Annotated in this window: 22 protein-coding genes; 11 read left to right on the top strand and 11 right to left on the bottom strand. The window is 73.4% G+C overall.

The window, feature by feature from the left end; all coding sequences use genetic code 11:
• Positions 1-107 precede the first annotated feature (107 nt).
• The 5 genes from ACFY7E_RS18290 to ACFY7E_RS18270 form a co-directional block, all read right to left on the bottom strand.
• Positions 108-1031, bottom strand: a complete 924-nt coding sequence (locus tag ACFY7E_RS18290) for a serine hydrolase (protein ID WP_389485998.1) — start codon at positions 1029-1031, stop codon at positions 108-110.
• Between the two features lie 319 nt (positions 1032-1350).
• A complete protein-coding gene (locus ACFY7E_RS18285; protein ID WP_389485996.1) occupies positions 1351-2220 on the bottom strand; it encodes an alpha/beta fold hydrolase in 870 nt (289 codons plus the stop codon).
• 439 nt (positions 2221-2659) lie between these two features.
• Positions 2660-2860 (bottom strand): cold-shock protein, encoded by a 201-nt coding sequence (locus ACFY7E_RS18280; protein WP_383443921.1) that lies wholly within the window; start codon positions 2858-2860, stop codon positions 2660-2662.
• Positions 2861-3006: 146 nt separating this feature from the next.
• Positions 3007-3288, bottom strand: a complete 282-nt coding sequence (locus ACFY7E_RS18275) for an HU family DNA-binding protein (protein WP_389485994.1) — start codon at positions 3286-3288, stop codon at positions 3007-3009.
• A 186-nt stretch (positions 3289-3474) separates the two neighbouring features.
• The gene (locus tag ACFY7E_RS18270) at positions 3475-4155 is read right to left on the bottom strand and encodes an NAD(P)H oxidoreductase (RefSeq protein ID WP_389485992.1); all 681 of its coding nucleotides are present in this window, start codon (positions 4153-4155) and stop codon (positions 3475-3477) included.
• A 121-nt stretch (positions 4156-4276) separates the two neighbouring features.
• Between ACFY7E_RS18270 and ACFY7E_RS18265 the strand changes: the two genes are divergently transcribed.
• Positions 4277-5215 (top strand): AraC family transcriptional regulator, encoded by a 939-nt coding sequence (locus tag ACFY7E_RS18265; RefSeq protein ID WP_389485990.1) that lies wholly within the window; start codon positions 4277-4279, stop codon positions 5213-5215.
• 92 nt (positions 5216-5307) lie between these two features.
• Here ACFY7E_RS18265 and ACFY7E_RS18260 read toward each other — a convergent pair whose 3' ends face one another.
• Together ACFY7E_RS18260 and ACFY7E_RS18255 are read right to left on the bottom strand one after the other, a co-directional pair.
• The gene (locus ACFY7E_RS18260) at positions 5308-5931 is read right to left on the bottom strand and encodes a hypothetical protein (protein WP_389485988.1); all 624 of its coding nucleotides are present in this window, start codon (positions 5929-5931) and stop codon (positions 5308-5310) included.
• A 212-nt stretch (positions 5932-6143) separates the two neighbouring features.
• Positions 6144-6806, bottom strand: coding sequence for a DUF5701 family protein (locus ACFY7E_RS18255; protein WP_389485987.1), 663 nt, complete (start codon positions 6804-6806; stop codon positions 6144-6146).
• 515 nt (positions 6807-7321) lie between these two features.
• Between ACFY7E_RS18255 and ACFY7E_RS18250 the strand changes: the two genes are divergently transcribed.
• The 6 genes from ACFY7E_RS18250 (at position 7322) to ACFY7E_RS18225 (ending at position 16118) form a co-directional block, all read left to right on the top strand.
• A complete protein-coding gene (locus ACFY7E_RS18250) occupies positions 7322-7495 on the top strand; it encodes a hypothetical protein (RefSeq protein ID WP_383443904.1) in 174 nt (57 codons plus the stop codon).
• Positions 7496-7807: 312 nt separating this feature from the next.
• Positions 7808-8017: a helix-turn-helix domain-containing protein gene (locus ACFY7E_RS18245; protein WP_125660277.1), complete on the top strand. Its 210-nt coding sequence runs from the start codon at positions 7808-7810 to the stop codon at positions 8015-8017.
• Positions 8017-8568 carry a Clp protease N-terminal domain-containing protein gene (locus ACFY7E_RS18240; protein WP_389485984.1) on the top strand — a complete coding sequence of 184 codons (552 nt, stop codon included), beginning with the start codon at positions 8017-8019 and terminating at the stop codon, positions 8566-8568. The genes ACFY7E_RS18245 and ACFY7E_RS18240 overlap by 1 nt, the downstream gene beginning before the upstream one ends.
• Positions 8569-8629: 61 nt before the next feature.
• On the top strand, positions 8630-12235 hold the full coding sequence (locus ACFY7E_RS18235; protein WP_389485982.1) for a hypothetical protein: 3606 nt from the start codon (positions 8630-8632) through the stop codon (positions 12233-12235).
• Positions 12236-12501: 266 nt separating this feature from the next.
• Positions 12502-14439 (top strand): ATP-binding cassette domain-containing protein, encoded by a 1938-nt coding sequence (locus ACFY7E_RS18230; RefSeq protein WP_389485980.1) that lies wholly within the window; start codon positions 12502-12504, stop codon positions 14437-14439.
• Between the two features lie 194 nt (positions 14440-14633).
• Positions 14634-16118 (top strand): NUDIX domain-containing protein, encoded by a 1485-nt coding sequence (locus tag ACFY7E_RS18225; protein WP_389485978.1) that lies wholly within the window; start codon positions 14634-14636, stop codon positions 16116-16118.
• Positions 16119-16327: 209 nt separating this feature from the next.
• Here the strand turns inward: ACFY7E_RS18225 and ACFY7E_RS18220 are convergent, their stop codons facing one another.
• The gene (locus tag ACFY7E_RS18220; protein WP_389485976.1) at positions 16328-16624 is read right to left on the bottom strand and encodes a hypothetical protein; all 297 of its coding nucleotides are present in this window, start codon (positions 16622-16624) and stop codon (positions 16328-16330) included.
• A 44-nt stretch (positions 16625-16668) separates the two neighbouring features.
• Here ACFY7E_RS18220 and ACFY7E_RS18215 point away from each other — a divergent pair, with 44 nt between their 5' ends.
• A complete protein-coding gene (locus ACFY7E_RS18215) occupies positions 16669-17874 on the top strand; it encodes a cupin domain-containing protein (RefSeq protein WP_389485974.1) in 1206 nt (401 codons plus the stop codon).
• A 9-nt stretch (positions 17875-17883) separates the two neighbouring features.
• Positions 17884-18780 (top strand): sucrase ferredoxin, encoded by an 897-nt coding sequence (locus ACFY7E_RS18210; RefSeq protein WP_389485972.1) that lies wholly within the window; start codon positions 17884-17886, stop codon positions 18778-18780.
• A 25-nt stretch (positions 18781-18805) separates the two neighbouring features.
• Here the strand turns inward: ACFY7E_RS18210 and ACFY7E_RS18205 are convergent, their stop codons facing one another.
• Positions 18806-19300 (bottom strand): hypothetical protein, encoded by a 495-nt coding sequence (locus ACFY7E_RS18205; RefSeq protein WP_389485970.1) that lies wholly within the window; start codon positions 19298-19300, stop codon positions 18806-18808.
• A 402-nt stretch (positions 19301-19702) separates the two neighbouring features.
• Between ACFY7E_RS18205 and ACFY7E_RS18200 the strand changes: the two genes are divergently transcribed.
• On the top strand, positions 19703-20287 hold the full coding sequence (locus ACFY7E_RS18200) for a TetR/AcrR family transcriptional regulator (protein WP_389485968.1): 585 nt from the start codon (positions 19703-19705) through the stop codon (positions 20285-20287).
• 161 nt (positions 20288-20448) lie between these two features.
• A complete protein-coding gene (locus ACFY7E_RS18195) occupies positions 20449-20880 on the top strand; it encodes a DUF6003 family protein (protein WP_389485966.1) in 432 nt (143 codons plus the stop codon).
• Between the two features lie 54 nt (positions 20881-20934).
• Here the strand turns inward: ACFY7E_RS18195 and xdhC are convergent, their stop codons facing one another.
• Both xdhC and xdhB read right to left on the bottom strand, forming a co-directional pair.
• Positions 20935-21744, bottom strand: a complete 810-nt coding sequence (xdhC, locus tag ACFY7E_RS18190) for a xanthine dehydrogenase accessory protein XdhC (protein ID WP_389485964.1) — start codon at positions 21742-21744, stop codon at positions 20935-20937.
• 1 nt (position 21745) lies between these two features.
• Positions 21746-24121, bottom strand: a complete 2376-nt coding sequence (xdhB, locus tag ACFY7E_RS18185; RefSeq protein ID WP_389485962.1) for a xanthine dehydrogenase molybdopterin binding subunit — start codon at positions 24119-24121, stop codon at positions 21746-21748.
• Between the last annotated feature and the right edge of the window lie 21 nt (positions 24122-24142).

Raw genomic sequence — 24142 nt, 5'->3', positions numbered from 1 at the left:
CTCCCGGCCCACGGCCCGGCGGACAGGACGAGCCCGGTGAGCGTGTCGTGGACCCCGGCGTTCGGGGGCCGGGCGACGGATTCGTCCCCTCCGACGTCTTCAGGGCGTCAGCCCCGGGGCACCGCGACGTACGCCTCCCTGGGCATGGTGGTCGGCACGTAACGGGACGCGGCGGACGCGGTCGGGGTCAGATCCCGGTGGATCGTCTTGGACACGGCCTGGATCGTGGTCACGCCGTAGTTCATCGTGCTGTTGCCGTCGGTGAGCACGGAGATGGTGTAGTCGTGGCCGCCGCCCTTGAACGCGCCGACGCTGTGCACGCGCCAGCCGCGCGTGGCGCGCTGCAGCCAGCCGTTCTTGACGTGCTTGGACACGGAGGAGGGCGCGCCGGCCGGGGTGCCCCACCTCTGCGAGGTGACGACGTTCCCCATGAGCTTGAGGATGTAGGCGCGGGCGTTGTCGCTCAGGACGGTGTTCTTGGCGGTGATCAGCGAGAGCAGCCGCTGCTCGTCGGTGACGTTGATCCGGGTGAGCCCCCAGTATCCGCCGGATCCCGGCACCGTCCGCGTCATGCCGGCGGCCGCCAGGAAGCCCTTCACCTTGGTGACGCCGAGCTGCTTCCACAGGGAGGTGGTGGCGGCGTTGTCGGACTTGGTGATCATGGCGGTGGCGAGGGTGGTCTCGCGTGGGGTCAGGTACCGGTTGGTCTTCTTGGCGTCCCAGAGGAGCGCGGCGAGGACGGTCACCTTCACGACGCTGGCCGAGTCGTACGAGGTCGTGGCGCGCAGGGTGCAGGTGGTGTTCGTGGTGCGGTCGCGCAGGCCGACGGCGACGGTGCCGGTGCGCCCGGCGAGGGCGGCGGTGATGTCCTTCTGGAGCTTGGCGGCGAGCCCGGTCTTGCCCGACGTACAGCTGACCTGCGGCGCGGTGGCGGCGGAAGCGGGTGCCGCGCCCGCGACGACGGGCACGAGCATTCCGGCCGCGGCCACGGCCGGAAGCACGCGGGCGCGCAGGGATATGTGGTGAGTCATGCGGGTCCCCCCTGGAAACGAAACGCATGCGCCTACGGCGCACTCGCCTTACATGACTCCTGAGCGTGCGGATGGTTGTACGAATCCAGTACGGCGCGGTCCGGGGGGCGGGGGGACGCCGGTACGGCCGTGGGGGGGGGGCCGGGGGGGGGGGGGGGGGGGGGGGGGGGGGGGGGGGGGGGGGGGGGGGGGGCCGCCCCCGGGGGGGGGGGGGGGGGGGGGGCCACGGCCGTGGAGCGCGAGGGGGTCAAGGGCACGCCCGGCGTCCCCAGACGGCTGAAGCCTCACGTGCCGGGAGCAGCACCCGTCAGCGGTCGGCCTACGAGGCGTCGTCGAGGACCTGGCGCAGTCGGTGCGCGAACTCGTCCGGCTTCCCCGGATATCCGAACTCCCCGTCGCAGAAGCCGCCGTGATGGCTCGGGAACACCGTCACGCGCTGCCCGAGCAGTTCTGCGGTCGCGACGGAGGTACGTCCGGTCTGCACGCCTTCGGACTCCTCCCCCACGGCGATCACGACACGGGTCGGCGCGGCGGCGAGCGCGGCGGTGTCCGGCTGATAGCCGCTGACCGCCCACGACCGGTCGGACAGCAGCGGATCGTCACGTGAACCGTCGTCCTCCGTGGGCATCCCGAACGCGGCGGGATCGGGATGCGGCTGTGCGAAGTACGCGTCGGTGAACTCTCCCTCCCACGAGGTCATGGCCACGAACGCGGCCATCCCGGCCCCCCATCCCCGCTTCTCGTAGGCGTCCCGGACTCCGGCCCGCGCCCGCACGGCCGCCGGGCCGTCCGGGGTGAGGGTGATGAGCGGCGGCTCGTGCGCGACCAGGGTGGTCACGTCCCCGGGGTACTTCGCCACGAGCTCCAGTGCGGTGATCGCCCCGCCGCTGCTGGCGAACATCTCGACCGGCCCGCCCCCGACGGCCCCGATGACGGCGTGCACGTCGTCGGCCTGGGTCTGCGGCGTGTGGTCGGCCCGCCCGTCCTTGCGGATGCTGCGGCCGAGCCCGCGCGGGTCGTAGGTGACCACCGTCCGCCCGGGGAAGCGCGCGGCGAGCGCGGCGAAGCCGGTGGCGTCCATGGGCTGCCCGATCATGAACAGGGGCGGGCGTCCGTCTGTGGTCGGCAGCGGCCCGCGGACGTCGTAGACGAGGTCCGCGGCGGCTGTCTCGAGTGTGTGCGTCTCCATGCACGTACAGACCGGTCCCGCCCCGAGAACTCATCGGTGCGCTCGACCGGGATTCTCCGTGGCCGCGGGGTGCCACTGGGCGGCGTGCCGGTGCCGGTGCCGGTGCCGGTGCCGGTGCCGGTGAGAGACTCGGCGATCACCGGCACCCACCCCGAATTCGGCCGGTTCGGAGCGCGTATCGCGCTCCGCCGTGAGCCCTGGCGATGACCACCGCGCCGGTGGAACGGCGGATTTCGTGGCCCTGAGACGCATACGTCTTCCCGGGAGGGTGGCGGAGTCGCGACAGGTCCGTCCCCGTCTCCTGTGGCACCGGGGACGTTACCCGACTTCCCGGGCCATGCGCCCGGCGAGCCCGCAAGTCGCTCCGCCCCGCGTCGGGGGCAGCGCCGTGTGCGGCGGCCGACGTGGGGCGGAGCGGATCTTCGTGCGGGTCGGCGGGTCAGCCGCGGACGATGTTCTCGGCCTGCGGGCCCTTCTGTCCCTGCGTGACGTCGAAGGTGACCGTCTCGCCCTCGACGAGCTCGCGGTAGCCGTTGCCGGAGATGCTGGAGTAGTGGGCGAAGACGTCCGGGCCGCCGTCCTGGGCGATGAACCCGAAGCCCTTCTCGGAGTTGAACCACTTCACGGTACCGCTGGCCATGCTGCTGTCCTTCGATCGAGCCGGAGATCCCGGCCGGGTTGAGAAAGAGCGCCCTCCCCCTGTGGGAGGACACCCGGAACCCCTTCCGCCCCGCGCGTGGTTCGGTCGAGCCCCCGCGGGGCCGGAACGGGTGGTACGAGGGGGCGTTACGCGCCCTTGGCGGCTTCCTTGAGCTTGGAGCCCGCGGAGACCTTCACGCTGTAGCCGGCCGGGATGTCGATCGGGTCGCCGGTCTGGGGGTTACGAGCGGTGCGAGCGGCACGGTGGGTGCGCTCGAAGGTCAGGAAGCCGGGGACGGTGACCTTCTCGTCGCCCTTGGCGACGACCTCGCCGACGGTCTCGGCGAGAGCGGCCAGCACGGCGTCGGCGTCCTTGCGGGTCACCTCGGCGCGGTCGGCCAGGGCGGCGATCAGCTCACTACGGTTCATGGGTGGAGCACTCCGTATCTGTGGAACCCCCCGGCCGTCTGAATCGCGGGCGGGGCACCTCCTCGTTACCCTGCCATCGGACTTTGACACCTCCCGGCAATCAACACACCCGACATGACCCGTATGGGGCATCGCCCGGGCATCGCGCGACGGTGCGGAACGGCCGGCCCCCCTGCCTCCCGGCGGTCAGACCGGTACGCGTTCCTCGGCGACGAGCCTCTCCACGAACTCCAGGGCACGCCGGTCGAGATCGGCGTACTGCGCCTCTCGCTCGGCACCCGAGACCGCTTCGCCGACCAGGAGGTTGCCTTCGGCGTCGACGCGCTGCGGGCGCTCCTCCGCGTCCGTGAGCAGGCCGACGGTGGAACGGGAGAACCCGCAGTAGGAGGCGATGCCTTCGCTCAGGTTGGTCTCCAGGACGGTCTGCATGTCCGGCACGATGGGATCGTCGGAGGTGGCGCCGGCCAGGCCCAGCCACAGCATGCGCTTGCCGGCGAGGCGGGGCCTGCTGCGGCCGTAGGCGAACCCGTAGTTCCACACGCGGTCGATCCAGCCCTTGAGGATGGCGGGCACGCTCAGCCAGTACACCGGGAAGACGGCGACGACGACATCGGCGTCGAGGATCCGCCGCATGTGGGCGTGGACCTCGTCCGAGTACGGCTTCTCCCTGTCGCCCCAGTCCGGCTGGTCCGCCGTGTTCATCCGCGGGTCGAACCCCTCGGCGTGCAGGTCGAGCACGTCGACGCGGTATCCGGCGGTTTCGAGCCGGGCGGCGGCACGGCGGGCCGTGTGCGCGGTGAGGGAGTCGGTGCGGTGGTGCGCGACGACCACGAGGGCCGTCCTGGTGGAGCTGTCGTGCTGCGTCACGGGGTCTCCCGGCTGTTGCGGTGGATGCGGTGGATGCGGTGGATGCGGTGGATCCAGTACAGCCTCGGCGGCGTAGATGATCCATGGGAGAAAAGCTCCGGGGCATAGGAGATCGTCTACAGTGCCTTCCGTGGATCCCCTGAGTTCGCTCCTGAGCGGCATCCGGGCCGAGGGCTCGGTCGTCAGCCACGCCGTACTGACGGCGCCCTGGGTCATCGGCTTCGCCGACGGCGCGCCGCTCACCATGATCAGCGTGCTGCGCGGCGGAGGAACCCTGATGCTGCCCGACGGCACCGAGCAGGTGGTCGGCGCGGGTGACACGGCCATCGTGAGCGGGACCGCGCCGTTCCGCCTCGCGGACCGCTCCACCACCGTCCACGGCTCCCACGTCGCGTACGAGATCTCCTGCTTCGGCGCGGATGCCGAGTGCGGCGACCAGGAACTCGGCGGCATCCGCTGGGACGCCGGCTCGGAGGAGGCGACGGCGCTGATCGTGGGCGCCTACCGCGCCTCCGGCCACCGCCACGTGCGGCTCCTGCGTGCCCTGCCGCCCGTCCTGGTGATCAAGGAGGACGCCGAGGTCTGTGCCTGGCTGGAGACGGCCGCCGTCGACGCCGCCCGGTCCTCGGCCGGTTCGCAGGCGCTGATGGACCGGCTCCTCGACTGGGCTCTGGTGTGCACGTTGCGCAATTGGTTCGACCGGGTCGGCGCCGACGCGCCCAGCTGGTACCGGGGCCTCGCCGACCCGGTCCTCGCCCCCGCCCTGCAGGCCTTCCACGACCGGCCCGCCGAGACGTGGACGGTGGCGTCGCTGGCCACTCGGTCCGGCGTCTCCCGGGCGCTGTTCGCCAAGCGCTTCACCAGTCTGATGGGCCGTCCTCCCCTCGCCTACCTCACCGAATGCCGGATGGACGAGGCCGAGACCCTCCTGACCGACACCGACCTCAGCATCGCCCAGATCGGGAGGTCGGTCGGCTACGCCGACGCCTTCGGCTTCAGCGCCGCGTTCAAACGCCACAGGGGGCTGAGCCCCAGCACGTTTCGCGCCACGGCCGTCTGAGCCTTCGACGGCCCGGGGCGTGAAGGGCGACCGCGCTCCTTGTCTCGCCCCCGAAGGGTCGGCGCCGGGCGGAGAGCCCGGTCCGCCACGGCTCAGACTCTGCCCTCGGGTTTCGACAGGTGCGCCCGCAACCGCGCCCCGGCCTGCTCCGCCTCCAGGCGGGGGACGAGGGTGACGTACACCTCGGTGGGTTCCGGGCCGGGCTCGGGCGCGGTCACCGCCGCCCAGAGCAACACGCCCCAGAGCAGTACGGCGACTCCGTCCTGCCGCCGGACCCCGACCCCGACCGGCACGGCGGCGCCGATCCGCGACGGCGGCGGGCCGGCGAAGTCCGGCGGCGCGAAGGAGACCGGGTCCTCCCCCGCCAGGGCGACCGGTTCGGCCAGCACCTTCAGCCACTCCACGGTGACGCCCGGCACGAGCCGTTGCAGGACCACCTCGGTCCACGCGCGTACGGTGGCGGACGGATCGTCGAACATGTGCAACGGGCAGTCCGGGTCCGCCAGTCGGTCGAAGTCGTCCTTCGGTGGGCCGTAGTGCGGATTGTCGAAGGTCTCGCCGGTCTCGCGGCCCCGGTGGTCCACCTTCCAGCCGCGGCGGATCGTCTCGTTGGGCGTCCAGCCGTCCTCGCCCGCGTACTCCCCCGAGATCTCGTAGATCCAGCTGCCCTCCCCCGCCGGCTCCGGTGTGCGCCTGCGTAATCCGAACAATCCCATCCGTGCCCCCACCCCTCTCACGGGCCGTGCGCTTCCCGCCCCGGACCGACGCCCCGATCGCCCGAGGCCTCGGGATCCTGCCCGCTCGCCCGGCCCGGCAGTCCTGTGGGTCCGTCCCGCTGCTGTCCCCTACGTGCCCCTGCTCTCCTCGCCCGACCGGCGGACACGGTCATCCGCACGAGCAGCGGTCGTACGGCCTCCGGTCGCGCGGTTCACACGGCGGGGTGGCGGCCGGTGGTGGAGGCGAAGCCGAGCCAGGTGTGGCGGTTGTTCCACCAGCACCAGCCGATCTTGGGGGCGTCGCGCCGCTCGCGGCCGTCCCGCCCGGTGCCGTTGCTGATCCAGATCGCCGGAGTACGGGCGTCCCAGGTGCCGTTCGCCTTGCGCAAGCGGGAACCGATGGTCATGAAGCAGTGGTTGCGGACGAGGACGTCCGGCGTCTGGAGGACCCAGTGCATGCCCTCGGTGAGCAGCAGGGGGGTGCGGCCCTCGGCGGTGAGGGCGGGGAGTGCCTCGTCGGGGCTCCAGTTGGACATGCGGTCGCCTCGGTCGACGTCGCCGACGAGGTAGAGCGGCCCGTCGGGCAGTTCGACGGCCGTCGGGGCGAAGAGGTCGACGTCGGGCATGTCGGTGACGACGAAGCCGGGCCGTCCGGCGTGGCGCAGGAGCGGGGCGAGCGTCGAGGCGGGGAGGGCGCCGGGGTGGACGGCGAGGAGGGAGCCCTCGGCCGTGCCGCCGGCCTCCGTCGCGAAGGACCGCACCTCGTCGGCGGTCAGCCCGGCGAGTTCGGGCACTCCCAGGTCGATCAGCCGGTCCGCCTGGACCGCGAGGGAGGGAAGCGGCGGCAGGGGCGGGGGCGGGGTGGTGTCGGGCACGATGGGTCCGTTTCGCAGTCGGGGCGGGAAAAGGGGAGTGGGGCCGGGGCCGGGGGCGATTACCGTGCTGTGGATCAGGGACCGGTGGGGGGGACCGGGGCAAGATGATGCCCCGGCCCTCCACGTCCTCCCCGTACTCCCCCGTTCCCAGGACCCGGCCGCGACAGCGGCGGCGGCTTCGGCGCCTGTACGGCCCTCGTCTCCCCCCGTGACCTGGATGAACGCGTTCGATCATAGGGTCGGGACGATCACGGGCGAGGGGCATTTCACGCCTTCGACAGGGCCCTGCGTGCCAAAGTACCGCCGGGTTGATCCGGGTTCCCGCTGCTTGGTTTCAGCAGCGCTCGGAGGAACGAGTTCCTCCGCTCTCGGCCCGGCGCCTCGATCGCCGTCCTGGGCCGTACCGGGCCCGACTCCCCGGCCGGGTGACACGTACACGTCTATACGGCCGGTGCGGGGGCAGATGGATCAGCGCAGTGGAACCGTCCGTCCCCTCCTCTCAAGGGAGTTGCCCCATGGCCGCCATCGCCGCCGCCGTCCTGTTCTTCATCGCGTTCCTGATCAACGCCGTCGACATAAGCACCAATGCGGTGTTCTCCTCGGCCAACATCATGCTGCTCGGGCTCATGCTGCTGGCCCTGCATGTCGCGGGGATCGGCAACTCCCTGCGCACCGGTCGGCGGCGCTGAGCGGGCGGTGCCCCTCGGCGGGCCCTCGCCACCAGCATTCGGAGCTGTTCAGGACCACGTTCGGCCCGCACCGTCACCCGGTGCGGGCCGTTCAGCTGCCCAGGGGCCCGCCGGAGGGGGGAAGACCGGCAGGCCCCTGGACAATTGGAGCGGTCCCATGCGCTCCTCACTCGCCTCACCCCCCCCCCGATCCCGCCATCCATGCACGCCTCCGGTCCTGAAAAATTCGAGCGGTGGCGAGCGGAGGCCGCCCCCGCTCCATCCATGTCAACCTTGGTTGACGCATGCGACTTGTCAATGTAAGTTGACACCATGAGTGATGCGACCGATCTCGCCGAGCGGGCGGGCGACCGCGATCCACGGGTTGGACTGCGTGCCGTCTCCGCGCTGCGGCGTCTCCTCGAACAGCTGGAGGCCGTTCAGGTGCGCAGCGCGCGTGCCCAGGGCTGGTCGTGGCAGGAGATCGCGGCCGAACTGGGCGTGAGCCGACAGGCCGTCCACAAGAAGCACGGGAGGCATTGATGTTCGAGAAGTTCACGAAGGGGGCCCGGGCGGCGGTGACCGGAGCGGTGGCGGTGGCCGAGCGCGAGGGCGCGCCCGAGGTCACGGAGGAGCACCTCCTGCTGGCGCTGCTCGACGCGGAGGGGACCAAGGCGGCCTTCGCGCTGCGGGCACTGGGGACGACGGAGCGGCGCGCGTCGTTGGAGGCCGCGCTCGCGGCGGCCCGTCGCAGGGGCGGGCTCTCGGCGGTCGACGTGGACGCGCTGGCGGATCTCGGCATCGACGTGACGCGGATCGTCGCGCGGGTCGAGGAGACGCACGGTACGGGCGCGCTCGCCGCCGGTCCCGACGGCCGGGGCCGGGGCGCGAAGCGGCGGCCCTTCACCCGGGAGAGCAAGAAGGTGCTGGAGCAGTCGCTGCGCGTCTGCCTCGGCCGACGCGAGAAGGCCATCGGCGACGAGCACCTGCTCCTGGCCCTGACGGCCCGCCCCGGAGTCGTCTCCGAGGCCCTGGCGGATCACGGGGTCACCTACACGGCAGTGGAGCACGCGCTCGGCCGGGCCCGGAGCTGAGGGACGGGGCCGGTATGGGTACTGGCCGGGATTGTCAGTGCCCGTGCCTAGCATGGCGATCATGACGAAGACGCAGGTGGGGGCGGCGGGGACACTGCTGCGCGAGTTGATCGGGGCCGGTCGGAAGCCGGAGAAGGCAGGGCCGTCGAGAGGTGCCGCGCTGCGGGCGGTGGAGCGGGCGCGGCCCGCGCGCTCGGTGGCGGCCGAGGTCACCGCCGCGGGTGGGGTCGACGGCGAGGCGGCCGCTCTTCTCGGGGAGTTGACGGGGCGTCACCTCGGGGCGGGCACGGGCCGTTGGCGCGGGCTGTACGACGCGCTGACCGGGTACCGGGGCGGCCTGATCGAGCTGCTCGCCACGTCGCCGGCTCCGTCGGTGTCCGACGACACGCTTCGTCCGCCCGCGCCCCGCAGTGTCCACCGCACGCTCGGCCTGCTTCTCGCGCACGCGGAACCGCGGCACGCCGTGGCCGCGCTCGCCGCGCTTCCCGAGCGGATGACGACCGAGCTGCTCGCCGGTGGGAGCCCGCCGGCACCCACCCTCGTCGCCGCCGCCGTCGACCACGGCGACACCCGCGCCCGGACGGCCCTGGCCCGCCACCCCCGACTCGACAGTCGGGTGCTCGCGCGGCTGGTGGCGGTCGGTGACGCCCGGGTGGCCGCGGCCGTCTATCGGAATCCGCGCACCACGCAGTCCCTGCGCCGCACCGTCGTGGAGCGGCTCGACGCCGTTCCGCTCGACGACGCGTTGCGCGCCGAGCTGACGGCGCCGCACGGCCGGGCCCCGCGCACCTGGGTCGTCCCGCTGCTCGGCTCGGGCGACCCGCAGCTCGTACTGCCGGCGCTCCGGTGGGGTGTGCGCCAAGTCGCCCAGCAGTACGCCCTGGCGAAGGTCTGGGAGCGGAGCGGCCCGGACGCCGTCCGCGCCCTGCTCGACGATCCCGCCGCGGCCGCCTGGCTGAGCCGGGCCGTCATGGACACGGTCACCGAGGCCCTGGCCGCCTCGGGTGATGACGGGCCGCGCCGACTGCGCACGCGGGGCGAGCCGTACGAGGACCCCTCCCGATTGCCCGCGCTGCTCGCCACCGCCCGGGGCACCAGCACCCTGCGCGACCTGCTGTCGGAGCCGTACGTCCATGATCTCGACGCCCTCGCCGCCGCCCATGCCGCGACCCCGTTCATGCCCAAGGCCTGTGAGGAGCTGGCCCGCCACGAGGCGGCGAGCGACGCGCAGCGTCACGCGTTCCGGCTGAGCGTCCTCAACGAGCCGTGGCGGGCCGGAGGACGTCGCGCGGGGAACACCGTTCCACCCGCGCGGCGTCTCGCGGAGGAGGGGCTCGACGACAGTGCCGCCGTCTGGGCGGAGGGCATGGCAGTGGCCGGACTCCTCGATCCGGTGGGACTGGTCCGCACCGCGCGCCCCGCCGTCCACGCCCTGGCCGCACTCGCCCGTCTCGCCGAACGGGACCTGCTGGACGCGGCGACGGTCGCCGAGCTGTGCGCGTTGACGGAGGTTCACCTGGGAGAACGGGAGCGGGCCTGGGCGGCGTTCGACGCCCTGCTGCCCGAACATGGGGGAACGATTGCGGAGTTGATCTCCGAGGCGGGGAGGATCTCGGCCGGGACCGCCACCGGGGCCGAGCCGTCGCCCGAGGCCGAAGTGTCGACCAGGAACGAGGTGTCGGCCGGTACGGAGGTGTCGGCCTGTACTGAAGTGTCGGCCGGTACCGAGCCGCCGGTCGTGGCCGGCGGCGAGCCCGTGCCGTCGGCCTTCGAGTCCACGCCCCGCCCGGCCCTCCGCCGGAGTGAGCGTGTACACGCTCTGGCCGCGCTCGATCTGTTGTACTCCCTCGCTCCGGACGGTGCGCCCCGGCCGGAGGATCCCGAGGTGCTGCGCGCGCTCGCCGTGTACGAGCCGGCGACCGCGCCCGGCCTCGCCACTCCTCCCTGGTTCGCCGCCGCCTGCGCCGCCCACGGCGTTCCCGTGTCCGAGGACGGCTTCGCGTACGAGGCGCCCGGTCTCGCGCAGGTGCGCGCGCGACTCCCCGAGACGTACGAATCCGGCGCCCAGCACATCGAACGCGCCTATGTACAGGGCGTGTTGCCGACCGACGAGTTGCTCACCCTGCTGCCCGCGCGGCGCATGCTCCTGCTGCCCCACGACTGGGAGCGGCTCGCCTTCGCCGACGCGTGGCGGGGCGCGCTCGCCCGCCGACTGCGTACCGAGCTCGGTGCCGACCCCGGGGCGTGGCTCCGCCTGGCCGCGACCGTGACGGCGTCCGAAGCCGTCTCGGAGGGACTGACCTGGGCACGGCTGCTGGAGCGCGCGCGGTCCGGTGCCGTTCCGGTGGCGGACGCGGGCACGTCCGTCGGCAGGGCCGGTCCGGGTACTCCCGACGAGGCGATCGGGCTGCTGGAGCGCGGCGACCATCTGTGGGGATGGCCGGAGGGCACCCTGCTCTGCCTCGCCGACGCCGAGGTGGTCGACGCCGTACTGCCCCGGCTCGGCCACGACGGGTCCTGGCGGCTCGCCGCGTACCTGCTGCGCCACGAGCGCACACCGCTCGTCGTCCTCGACCGGCTGCTCGCGGGCCGCGACCGCGACGCGCTGCGTGTCCTCGCGGCCCAGTCCCGCTGGATGAAGCGGAGCGGTGCGGTGGAGCGTCTCGTCGACCTCGACGATCCCGAGGTCGACCTCGCCCTGTTGCGGGACTGGCTCCCCCGGCCCACCGTCCACCGGATCGTGACCCGGTCACGGCCCGGCGCCGGACGGCCGTCCCTGGGTGCCCGGGTGCTGGCCGACTGGCGTGCCGAGGGTTCCGCGTGGCCGGCCGGCGGTGCGATGTGGCTGTGCTCGGCCGAGCCCGACCTCGTGGAGGAGCTGCTCGGAAGAGAGGGGGCGCGGTTCGCCCTCGGGCACCAACTGCTGGGCTGTCTGCGGCTTTTCGAGTACGGCGGTGCAGACCGGCTGGCTCGGCTCGCGGGGCGGGACGTGCTGGGGCGCTCCGCCGTCACCGTGTGCGCGAAGGCCCTGGCGTCGGCCGATCCCGCCGCCGTCCTCCGCGCCCGTCTCGACCGCGAACTGGCGCCGGAGAAGCTCGTACGGAAGCTGCGGCGTGCCCGGCACGCCTGGCAGGCGCGGGATCTCGTCGAGTCCCTCCCCCCCGGCGAGTCCGTGGACTGGGCCGCTCTCGAAGCCGTCCACGCCCGGGAACCGCTCCCGCACTGGCAGGACATCGTCGGCGTGGACGGTGTCCCCGAGGACGTACGGCTGCGGCATGCGGCGCTGCTGTCCGAGCCGGGCCCCGACGGTCTGCCCGACGGCGCGCGGCTCACCCGGGAGCGGGCCCGGTACGGTCTCGGCGGCCTGTTCCACTGTGCGCCGTCCACCCAGTTGGACGGGTTGCTCGGGGCGGGCCTCCTCACCGGTGCGGACCTGGTGCGCCTCGCGGCTCCGGCCGTGCGGCTGCTCGCGTATCTGGGCGCCGCCGGCCGCCGTACGGACGCCCCGCCCGAGGCCGCCGAGGCCCGCGTCCTCCTCACGGACCTCGTGCGCTCCGGGCTCGGCACGGACGCGGCGGCCTGGCGCCGGGTCGCCGAGCGGCTGACCGGCCTCGACGCGGAGTGGGATCCGGTCTCGACGGTGGAGGCGCTGCTCGTCGGTCGGTGATCCGGGCCCGGCGCTCGAACGGGTCACGCCATCGCGTCCGGTCCGCTCCGGTACGAGCCGCCGGGTGCGTACGGCGGGAGGCTCGGCGTTTCGGCCAGTTGCGTGCCGTCTCCGCTCCTTGTGCCGCACGGGTGGATGTAGTTCGCATGTTCGTGCAGGCCCGGTGCCGTAAGGCGCGGAGCTCGGCCGAAACACAAGCGTTCGACTTCCGGCAGGAGTCGTTAGGCCTCACGACACAGCCGTGACGACATCCAAGGGGGACCACGTTGACCTCGGCCCGTACACCCGAACAGACCGGCACGGACACACTGGCGGAAGCAGCTCCCGAGGAGGAGGGCGCGAGTGCGGCGCGGGAGGAGTTCCTGTTCCGCGACGAGTCCCGGATCCGGGCCGGTGCCCTGCTGACGACCGGCACGATGGCGCGGCGGCTTCCCGCACTGGTGGTCCGGTCCCTGAGGATGGCGTGGCGGGTGGACCGGGGTGCGACCGCCGGGCTCCTCGTCTGCCAGGTCGGCACCGGAATCCTGGCCGCGCTGGGGCTGCTCGCGGTCACGAGGACCATCACCGCGCTGATCGCCCCGGGCGACCTCGCCGACCGGCTGTGGGGCGCGGCTCCCCAGCTGGCGGTCATCGCCGCGGCCGCCGGGACGCGGGCGCTGCTGGGGATCGCGGTGACGTGGCTGACCGGCCGGCTGCGGCCGGTCCTGGCCCGGGCGGCGGAGCTGACGATGATCGAGGCCGCGCTCGGCGCCGAGCTCGCGGCGAACAACGTGCCGGGTTACAACGACGCCTACGACATCGCCGACCGCGGCGCCCAGGTCACTCCCGACCTCGTCGCCGAGGCCCAGGACGTGCTGGCCGCCACCGCCACCCTCGTCGCCGGCGCGACCGTCCTGGCCGTCCTGCACCCCGTGCTCCTCCCGCTGCTCCTCGTCGCGTGCCTGCCGCAGGCCGCCGCGTACGTACGGGGTGCGCGCGTGCTGTACATGGCGGGGCTGGAGACCTCCGGGCGGCGGCGCATGCTGTCCAAGCTGCGCTGGCACATGGCGTACACGGAGTCCAGCGAGGAGATGCGGGCCTGCCTGGCCGGTCCGTTCCTCCTCACCCGCTACCGGCGGCTGGCCGACCAGGTCAGCGCCGCCGAGCGCAGGGCCGCCGGAACCGGGGCGTGGATGGGTCTGGCCGGTGCCGCAGTCGGCGGGGTCGCCTCGGCCGCCGTCTGGGCGGCCCTCCTCCACCTCCTGGCCTCGGGCCGCATGGACCTGGCGGCGGGAGGCGGCGCGGTGTTCGCCCTGCAGACGGCCACCGGGTCGGTGCGCGGCATCATCAACGGCGGTGCCCGGCTGGTGCGCACCGGCTGGTACGTACAGGACTGGCAGCGGTTCCTCGACAACGCCCACGGTCAGGCCATGGCCCTCTCCCGAGGCACCCGGGTGCTGCCGGCCGCGCCCGAACGGTTCGAGGTCCGTGACGTCTCCTACCGCTACGACGGCGCGCCCGCCGACAGCCTCGCTTCGGTCTCCCTGCACGTCGAGCGTGGCGAGATCGTGGCACTGGTCGGGGAGAACGGCTCGGGGAAGTCCACCCTGTCCCGGATCCTGGGGGGTCTGCTGCTCCCCACCTCCGGAGAGGTCGCGTGGGACCACGTCAGGACCGCCGACCTCGATCCGTGGAAGGCGTGGGAGCACGTCGCCCTGGTCCCGCAGAAGTTCACCTATCTGCCGCTGTCGTTGCGCGACAACATCACCTTCGGGCAGGGCGACACCGGCGACGCGGCCGTGCTCGCCGCCTGCTCGGCGTCCGGCGCCGACGACATGCTGCCCTCCCTGCGCTCCGGCCTCGACACGCTGCTGACCTCGGAGTGGTTCGGTGGCCAGCAGTTGTCCGGAGGGCAGTGGCAGCGGGTCGTCCTCACCCGCGCCTTCCACCGGCGGGCGTCCCTGCTGGTGATGGACGAGCCCACGGCCGCGCTCGACGCCCGCGCCGAGCACCGCGTCTTCACCGGGCTGCGGGAACTGGCCAAGGACCGCGCCGTCCTCCTGATCACCCATCGGCTCGCCAACGTGGCCGTCGCCGACCGGATCGTCGTCCTCGACCGCGGACGCGTCGTCCAGGAGGGCACCTACGACCGGCTCACCCGGGAGCCGGGTCTGTTCCGGTCCCTGTGGGAACTCCAGCAGCGCACGGGCGAAGGAGCCTCCTAGTCCTCGGTGCCACGGGCTTCTCCCGCCGCGTCGCGGTCCGTCGGGCTCCTCACCGCCACGGCCCTGTCCGCCGTGGCGAAGCCCCGGGTGGCCAGGCGCGTCAACGGGCCGCGCGTGCTTCGTCCACGGCCGACGCCCCCGCCCTCCCTCCCTTGTCCTCGTCCGCTCCCGCCGCACCCCATGAGGTCCTGCCCATGCCTCCGTCCCGCGCCCGGATCCGCCGCCTTCTCTCCGACTACCTCGGCCACCACCCCGGCGAGCGCGACGCCCTCGCCGGGTTGTCGGCCGCGCTCGACGCCGCTGCCGACGCCACCGCCGACGTCACCAGTCGCTCCACCTTGCCCGGGCACATCACGTGCAGCGGAGTGGTCGTCGGCGCCGACGGCCGCGTCCTGCACGTCCGCCACCGGACGACCCGGCTGCTGCTTCCGCCCGGCGGCCATGTCGAGGCCGGTGACGACACACTGCTGGGCACCGCACTGCGAGAGATCCAGGAGGAGACCGGTATCCCGCCCTCGGACCTCGTCCCGGCACCGGAGTTCGGACACGCGCTGATCGACGTCGGCGTCCACGCCGTCGACGCCGACCCGGTGAGGGGCGAGCCCGCGCACACGCACTACGACTTCCGGTTCGTCTTCCGCTCGGTGGGCGGCCCCGCCCCCGTCCACCGGCAGGAGGAGGGTGCCGGGTCCGCCTGGCTGCCGCAGGACGAGGTCCGGCCGCGGGCCCTGCGTACGAAGCTCCGCGCGGCCGTCCCGGACGGCGTGGTCACCCCGGTGAACGCCTCGGCGGTCGTCCACGACGGCCACGGCAGGTACCTGCTGCACCTTCGGGACGCGAACAAGCCGGGGATCTGGGCACCGGGCTGCTGGGACGTGCTCGGCGGCGGCCGGGAGCCCAGTGACGCCACCCTCCGCGACACGGTCGTCCGCGAGCTGCGCGAGGAAGCCGGCCTGGAGCCGGACGACCTGGAGCCGTACAGGGTCGAGCGTGTCGTCGGGACCGACGGGACCTGCGTTCCGATCCAGATCTTCACCGGCCGGTGGGACGGCGACCCGTCCACGCTCACGCTGACGGAAGGGCAGCTGCTCGCGTGGATCCACCCCGCTCAGCTGCCCCACCTGACCATGCTGCCCACCACCCGCGAACTCGTCGGGCGGCACGCCGCCGAGCATCCCGCGCCTACCGCCCGGGCCCGCCGGCGTACGGCGGACCCCGCCACCGCGGGCACCCCGTCCGGGACCGTGCCGCACGTCATCGGCGTCCACCTGCATCTGGAACACGAGGGCAAGGTCCTGCTGGGGCTGCGGCACCCGGACTCGGTGTACGCGGGCGGACGGTGGCACGCCCTCGCCGGACATCTGGAGGCGGAGGCGGCGACCGCGGGCCTCGCCCGCGAGGCCCGCGAGGAGGCCGGGCTCGTCATCGATCCGGCCGACCTCGACCTCGTCCACACCGTGCACACGGTGGACCGGCCCGGCGCGCGGCCGAGGATGCAGCTCTTCTTCCGGCCCCGCCGCTGGGAGGGCGTCCCCGAGGTGCGCGAACCCGACCGGTGTCTCGGCTGGCAGTGGTTCTCCCACGAGGACCTGCCGGAGTCGGTCGTGCCCTACACCCGGGTCGCGATCGAGGGAATCCGGGCCGGCCACTCCTACAGTGAACTGGGGTGGGCCCGTTGAGCGGCTTCTCGGCGGTCGATGCCGCCCGGACGGCCCGTTCGCGCGGTGCGCGGGGCCACTGTGTCCGCCCGGGTTCCGGTCCCGGGCGCGCCGTCCGTGCCCTTCCGGTTCGCGTTCCGTTCCGGTTGCCGCTCCGAGCTGTGTGAGTGAGCTTGTAAGGGGTACTGGGAGGTTCCGAGCGGGACCACCGATCCCCGGTCGTCCGATCTTCAGGAGGAAACATGACTCACCCGGAGCAGGACCCGAACCAGCAGGAGGGCCCCGCGGACGGTGGTGCGGCCGGTACGCCCGGTGTGCACGACGGCGGCGCCGACGGCGGCGCCGAAGGTCCTGCGGACGGCGGTGCGGCCGGTACGCCTGGCGTGCACGACGGCGGTGCGGACGGCGGCGCCGAAGGTCCTGCGGACGGTGGTGCGGCCGGTACGCCCGGTGTGCACGACGGCGGCGCCGACGGCGGCGCCGAGGGTCCCGCGGACGGCGGCGCGGCGGGTACGCCCGGCACGCACGACGGAGGCGCCGACGGCGCGGCCGACGAGTCCGGCCGCGGCGTTTGAGCACGGCTCCCACGACGCTTCGGGACACCGCCGCCGACACCGGCGGCGGTGTTCTCGGAGCACGTCTGACGAGACTCGGCCGTGAGGAGTTCGCCCGGGACGTCTGGGGGCGCACGCCGCTGCTCACGCGCGGGGCCGACGACTTCTCCGACCTGTTCTCGGCGTCCGCCGTGGACGAGCTGGTCTCCCGGCGCGGTTTGCGCACGCCGTTCCTGCGCGTCGCCAAGAACGGGTCCACCCTCCCCGAGTCCTCGTTCACCTCCTCCGGAGGGGTCGGCGCGACGGTATCGGACCAGCTCGACGACACCGCGCTGTGGCGGAGCTTCGCCGACGGCGCCACCCTGGTCCTGCAGGCCCTGCAGCGCACCTGGGAACCGGTCACGGACCTCGTGTCGCGGCTCGGTACGGAGCTGGGCCACCCGGTGCAGGCCAACGCGTACGTCACCCCGCCGCAGAACCGCGGGTTCGACGCCCACTACGACGTGCACGACGTCTTCGTCCTGCAGATCGCCGGCACCAAGCGCTGGATCGTCCACGAGCCCGTGCATCCGGACCCGCTGCGCGACCAGCCCTGGACCGACCACCGCGCCGCCGTCGCCGAGGCCGCCCGGGGCGAGGCGCACCTCGACACCGTGCTCGAACCCGGTGACGTCCTCTACCTGCCGCGCGGCTGGCTGCACGCCGCCGAGGCGCAGGGCGAGGTGTCGATCCACCTGACGCTCGGCGTCCACACGTGGACGCGGCACGCGCTGGCCGAACAGCTGACACGGGCCGCCCTCGCGCTGCTGCGCGACGACCCCGGGATGCGCGGCTCCCTCCCCCTGGGCGTGGACGGGCCGGAGGACGAACTCGCCCTCGTGCGCCGGCGTCTCGTCGCCGCCCTCGAAGAGGCCGACCCCGCGCCCCTGTTCCACCGTGCCCGTCGCGGTCAGGCGCGCCCCGGGCCCCTCGGGCCGCTGGCGCAGCTCGCGGCCGTCGACGGCCTCTCCGCCGGAACGCCGGTGCGCCTGCGCGGGGCGCTGGAAGCACGGCTCGACGGCGGGCGGCTCTCCACCCGCGTCGGCTGGCTCGACTTCCCGGACGCGGACCTGCCGCCGGTGCGCCGGATCCTCGACGGGGAGGCCCACCTCGCCGGCGACCTGGGGCTCCCCCTCGTCGAACGGCTTCTGCGGGCGGGCGTCCTGGTGCCCGCCGGGCGGTGAGGGGGCGGGATGGCGGCTCCGGCGCGCTTCTTCTGCGCCGAGGCCGCACGGCTGCGCGGTGACGCGCTCGCGGGCACGGCGCCGTACGGCTCGGTCTGGATCCTCATCGAGTACCGGGCCGGCTGGCCGGTCAACGGCTTCGACGGCCTCGATCTCGAACCGGAGGTCAAGGCACGGGTGTACGCCGCCGCCCAGGCGCTGCGCGCCCGCATGCTGCTGATCAGGCGTCACGGACGCCACAGGCCGGACGACCCGCCGCGCTGGGCCGTCCTGCGGTACGACGGGGACGGCGCCCACCGCCAGAGGTGGGGCGTCTGGCGGAACGACCAGGACCTGGCGGAGATCGTCGACGCCCTGGACTCGCCCGGAGAACGGGACCATCCGCCCGTCGTCCTCGTCTGCGCCCACGGCACGCACGACACCTGCTGTGCCGTCCGCGGCCGTCCGGTGGGGCGCGCGCTGAGCGAACGCTGGCCGGACCTGGTGTGGGAGTGCACGCACGTGGGGGGCGACCGGTTCGCCGCCAACGCCGTCGTCGTGCCCGACGGCGTCTACTACGGCAATCTCGACGCCGCCTCGGCGGTCACGGTGGTCGAGGGGCACTTGGCGGACCGCATCCGCGCGGACCACCTGCGCGGGTACACCGATCTCGTCCCTTCCCAGCAGGCGGCCCTGTCCGCCGTGCTCCGGCACGCGGGCCCGTCGGGGCGGCACGACTACGCGATCGGGGGGACGGTCCGCGAGGGCGACCGGTGGCGGATCCGTGTCACCGGCCGTCTCGCCGGTCTCTCGGCCTTCGAGGTCGAGGTCCGCGCCCACCGGTCCCCGCCCCACCGGCTCACCTGCCGCGGCCTGTCCGCCGCCTCGGCGGTGTCCTACGAGGTCGTGTCGCTCCACGTCGGCTGACCCGGCCGCCGACCACGGCCGGGGGTCACGCGGTCGTCGTCCCGCGGGCGGAGGGAGGGGCCGCTCGGCTCATCGACAGGGCGAAGGCGCAGCTGGTGAGGGTGAGGACGATGATCGGCGGAGGGGGCAGCAGGAGGACGGAGACCGCCAGGACGGCCAGGGAGGCCGCGAGGGCGGTCCATCCGAAGGCGGTGCGGTGCCGGACGAGCGCGGGGGCGTGCCGGACGGCCGCGAGGATCAGCAGGCCGCAGGTGATGCCGAAGAACGACATGGCGACGCTCAGGCCGTTGAAGAGGTCCAGGGTCGTGCGTTCCAGGCCCATGAGGGCGAACGCGGATTCCCGCATGGCCCTGTCGGTTTCACGCTGTTGGGGTGTCGGGGCGGTCAGTGCCGTGGCGGCGGAGAGGGCGAGGTGGCCGACGCCCAGGAGGACGAAGCCGTAGGCGCCGACGGTGAAGGGTCTCAAGGAGTCCGGCCGGGAGAGGGTGCGGGACGTGGTCGTGCTGGTCGTGGTGGTCATGGTTGCTCCTTGTCGCTGACGAGGGTGTGCGGGGCGACGGGGTCGAGGGGCGGTCGTCGGCCGAAAGTCGCGTCCGGGGCTTTCGGCGTGTCCGCTCGCGGCGCGGTCCGCACGGCAGGACGCCGGACGGATACGGCAAGAGGGCGGGAGGGTCTGCGAGTTCGCCGATGTGTCGGCGTCGGCGGCCGGTGCGAGTGGTTCGCCGGCGGCTGTCCTCGGTGGGGGGTGAGTCCGGCCCGGGGCCCCGACGCCCTCTCCAGCACCGCCCCCGAGGCCGCTTCCAATCGCTGAAGCGTGACGGACACCCGTACCGATCATCTTCCCCGCTCACCGTCCCGCCGCCTCTCGCCTCTACAGGTGTAGAGGCCGATGCTGCGCACTCTACACCTGTAGAGTGCGGGTGTGACCCTCCCCGATCGTCGAAACCTGATCGCCGATGCCGCCATCGGCACCGTGGCCGCCGCCGGGCTGCGCGGTCTGACCCATCGCGCGGTCGACGCCGCCGCGGGGCTGCCCGTGGGCAGCACGTCGTACTACTTCCGCACGCGCGGCGCTCTGATCGGCGCCTGTTACCTCCGGCTGGGCGAACTGTCGCTCGCGGACGTGGACCGGTGGGAGGCGGAGTACGGGAGCCCGGACCCGGACGCCGCCGCGGAGGCGCTGGCCGCGCTGCTGCACCACTGGCTGACGACGGAACGGGAGCGCCAGCTCGCCCGCTTCGAGCTCAGCCTGGAGGCGACCCGCCGCCCGGAACTGCGCGCCGACCTGGAGACCGCCGGTCTCGCCGCGCGGTCCAGGGCCGCCGCCCTGCTGGCGACGCTCGGTGCTCCTCGTCCGGCGCGGGCGGCGGACCTGCTCGTCGCCTGGACCGACGGCCTGCTCTACGACCGGCTCGCCGGCGCGACGGCCGCGACCCGGCCGGCGCCCGACATGGCCGAACTCGTCCCGGTCGTCGAGCGGATGCTGGCCGCCGCGCTCCTCGCCTGACCGGCCCCCGTCTCCCCTTCCGGCCCCGAACGAGCCGGGGCGACGGCGATGGCGCGAACGGGAGAACCCCGTCCGTCGTAACCGGTGGTCATGGCGGGGCCCGAAGCGGGTAGGCACAAGGGCAACGGCACCACGGCACACCTTTCGGAAAGTGATCCGCCATGACTGACGACGCCTACCTCTTCCTCGTCGACGCCCTTCCCGGCCCGGGCTGGCAGGGCACGCCCGTCTCCCTCGTCGGGGAGCTGGAATGCCTGCAGACCCCGGCCGTGCGGGCCTGGCTCGACGCCCACGAGACCGACGCGACCTCCGCGGCGCTGCGCATCGCGCCGCCCGAGCAGACCGGAATGATCCCCGAGGGGGCCGAGCGGCTGCCGGTGCCGCTGGACGGAGAGGAACTGGAGCGGGTGCGCCGGGCCGGCGCCACCGATCCGGTGGCGCTCGTCGAGGAGGAGCTGCTGACCTACCGCGACACCGAGGAGGGCCGCGACGCCCTGCTGCGCAAGGCCCTGGCCGCCGGTGTGCCGGTGCACCGCATCGTGGAGTTGTCCGGGGTGGACCCCACCGCCCTGCCTTCCACGCCCCGCCCCTGAACGGTCCCCCGCCGAACGGGACCTGCGCGCACACGGCGGGCGGGGGCCGGGGTGTCAGATCCCTTCGGTCTCGAAGGCGCGCAGCAGATCGGCGGCGACGCTCACGGCGATGGTCGCGGGTTCCTTGCCGGTGATGTCGGCCAGTCCGATCGGGGTCTTGATCCGGTCGACGGCGGTCTCGTCGTGACCGCCCTCCGTGAGGAGGCGCTTGCGGAACCGCCCCCATTTGGCCGCCGATCCGATCAGTCCGACGGAGCCCAGGTGGGGCGTGCGCAGGGCCGCGTCGCACAGGGCTGCGTCCTCGGCGTGGTCATGGGTCATGATCAGGACGTGGGCGCCGCGCGGCAGTTGTTCGAGGACCTCTTCGGGCAGCAGGGGCGTGTGGTGCACCCGTACCGCCGCCACCGCGTCCGCGAGGACGGCGAGCCGCTCCTCGGCGAGGACGGCGGAGCGGCTGTCGATCAGGTGGAGATCGAGGTCCTGGCGGGCCAGGACGCGCGCCAGTTCCATCCCGACGTGTCCGACGCCGAAGATCGCCACCGTCCGCACCACGGGGAGGGGTTCGAGCAGGATCGAGACCGTGCCCCCGCAGCACTGCACGCCGTGCCGGTTGGTCACCTTGTCGTTCAGGGCGAAGTCGATCAGCTCCGGTTCGGGCGCGGGCGCCGCGATCAGCTCCCGGGCCCGGTCGATCGCGACCGCCTCGACGTTGCCGCCGCCGATCGAGCCCCACGTCTCGGTCCGCCCCACGACGAGTTTCGCGCCGGCGTTGCGGGGGGCGTGGCCGCGCACGGTCGCGACGGTCACGAGCACGCCGGGCTCCCGGCGTGCTCGCAGCCGCGCGACCGCGGTGACCCAGGTCATGTCAGGCACGGTGCGACGCTTCTGCCCCGGTCCGGGCGGCGCCGCCGGCCCGGCGGGCCGCCCGGACCGCCCAGTACACCGCTTCCGGTGTGGCGGGCGAGGCGAGTTCCACGCAGGTCCCGGCGGGTCCGAAGGCCGCGGCGGCCTGCCGCAGCGCCTCGCGCACCGAGAACGCCAGCATCAGCGGGGGTTCGCCCACGGCCTTGGAGCCGTACACCGCGCCCTCCTCGGTGGCGTTCTCGAGGAGCCGGACGTGGAACTCCTCCGGCATCTCCGAGAAGCTGGGCAGCTTGTACGTGCTCGCCGCCTGGGTCAGCAGCCGGCCCCGGTTCGGTCCGTCGCCGGTGTCCCAGCGCAGGTCTTCGAGCGTCAGCCAGCCCGCGCCCTGGACGAAGCCGCCCTCGACCTGGCCGATGTCGATCATCGGGGAGAGGCTGTCGCCGACGTCGTGCACGATGTCCACCCGCCGGATGCGGTACGCGCCGGTGAAGCCGTCCACCTCGACCTCGGCCGCCGCGGCGCCGTAGGAGAAGTACTTGAACGGCGAGCCGCGGAACGTCTTCGCGTCCCAGTGCAGGCCCTCGGTGCGGTAGAAGCCGGCCGCCGACAGCTGGACCCGCTGGAAGTACGCGGTGCGCACCAGGTCGTCCCAGGGCAGTTCCCCGTCGCCGCCGAGGACGCGCGCGACGCCCTCGACGATGCGTACGTCCGAGGCGTTCGCCCCCAACCGGGTGGCGGCCACCCGCGTCAGCCGTTCGCGCAGCTGTTCGCAGGCGTTCTTCACGGCCCCGCCGTTGAGGTCCGCCCCGGCGCTGGCGGCGGTGGCGGAGGTGTTGGGCACCTTGTCGGTCCGCGTCGGGGCGAGGCGCACCTTGTGGAGCGGGATGCCCAGGGTGGTCGCGGCCACCTGCAGCATCTTGGTGTGCAGCCCCTGGCCCATCTCGGTGCCGCCGTGGTTGATCAGGACCGAGCCGTCCTTGTAGATCAGCACCAGCGCGCCGCCCTGGTTGAAGGCGGTGAGGTTGAACGAGATGCCGAACTTGATGCCGGTGACCGCGAGTCCCCGCTTGGTGTGCGGGTGCGCGGCGTTGAACGCGGCGATCTCGCGCCGGCGGTGGGCGACGTCGCCGTCGGCCCCGACCTGCCGCCAGACGGTGGAGATCCGTTCGGCGTGCGTGACCGGCTGTCCGTACGGCGTCGTCTGGCCCTGTCCGGGCCGGTAGAAGTTGCGCTCCCGCAGCTCCATGGGGTCGAGGCCGAGCAGCGGCGCGCACCTGCCCATGATGTCCTCGATCACCAGCATGCCCTGGGGGCCGCCGAAGCCGCGGAAGGCGGTGTTGGAGACCTTGTTGGTCCTGGCGATGCGGCCGGCGACGCGTGCGTTCGGGATCCAGTAGGTGTTGTCGATGTGGCACAGCGCGCGGGCGACCACCGGCTCGGAGAGGTCCAGGCTCCAGCCGCCGTCCGCGGTCAGGGTGGCGTCCAGGGCCTGGATGCGGCCGTCGGCGTCGAAGCCGATCCTCCACTCGGCGTGGAAGCCGTGGCGCTTGCCGGACATGGTCAGGTCCTGGGTCCTGTTGAGCCGGACCCGGACCGGTCGGCCGGTCAGCCTGGCGCCGAGCGCGGCGACGGCCGCGAAGCCGTGCGGCTGCATCTCCTTGCCGCCGAAGCCGCCGCCCATCCGGAGGCACTGCACGGTCACCTCGTGACTGGACAGTCCGAGCACGTGCGCGACGATCTCCTGCGTCTCGGACGGGTGCTGGGTGCTGCTCTGGACGAACATCTGCCCGTTCTCGTCGACCAGGGCCAGCGCCGTGTGCGTCTCCAGGTAGAAGTGTTCCTGGTCGGAGAACTGGAACTCGCCCGAGAACACGTGCGCGGAGTCGGCGAAGCCGGCGTCGACGTCGCCGGTGAGCATCACGGGCCGGGCGCCGTGGAAGCTCCCGGCGGCGATCGCGTCCCGCAGCGAGATCAGGGAGGGCCGTTCGTCGAGATCCACCTCGACGGCCGCCGCGCCGAGGCGCGCCGCCTCCAGGGTCTCGCCGAGCACCCAGGCGACCGCGTGGCCGTGGAACATGACCTCGTCGGGGAAGAGCGGTTCGTCGTGCTTCATCCCGGCGTCGTTGACCCCGGGCACGTCGGCGCCGGTCAGTACGCGGACCACGCCGGGTACGGCGAGCGCGGGCCCGGTGCGCAGTCCGGTGATACGGCCGTGGGCCTTCATGACCTGGACCGGACAGGCGTGCAGCACGTCCTTGGTGCGGTGCACCAGGTCGTCGGTGTAGAGCGCGGCGCCCGTGACGTGCTGGTAGGCGCTCTCGTGCGGCATCGAGACGCCGACGACGGGCTTCTCGGGGCGCTCGGACAACTGGCTCATGACGACACCGTCCCCATGGTT

The organism is Streptomyces sp. NPDC012825 (genome assembly GCF_042900925.1).
Classification (GTDB): Bacteria; Actinomycetota; Actinomycetes; order Streptomycetales; family Streptomycetaceae; genus Streptomyces.
This window is presented reverse-complemented; position numbering and strand designations above follow the sequence as displayed.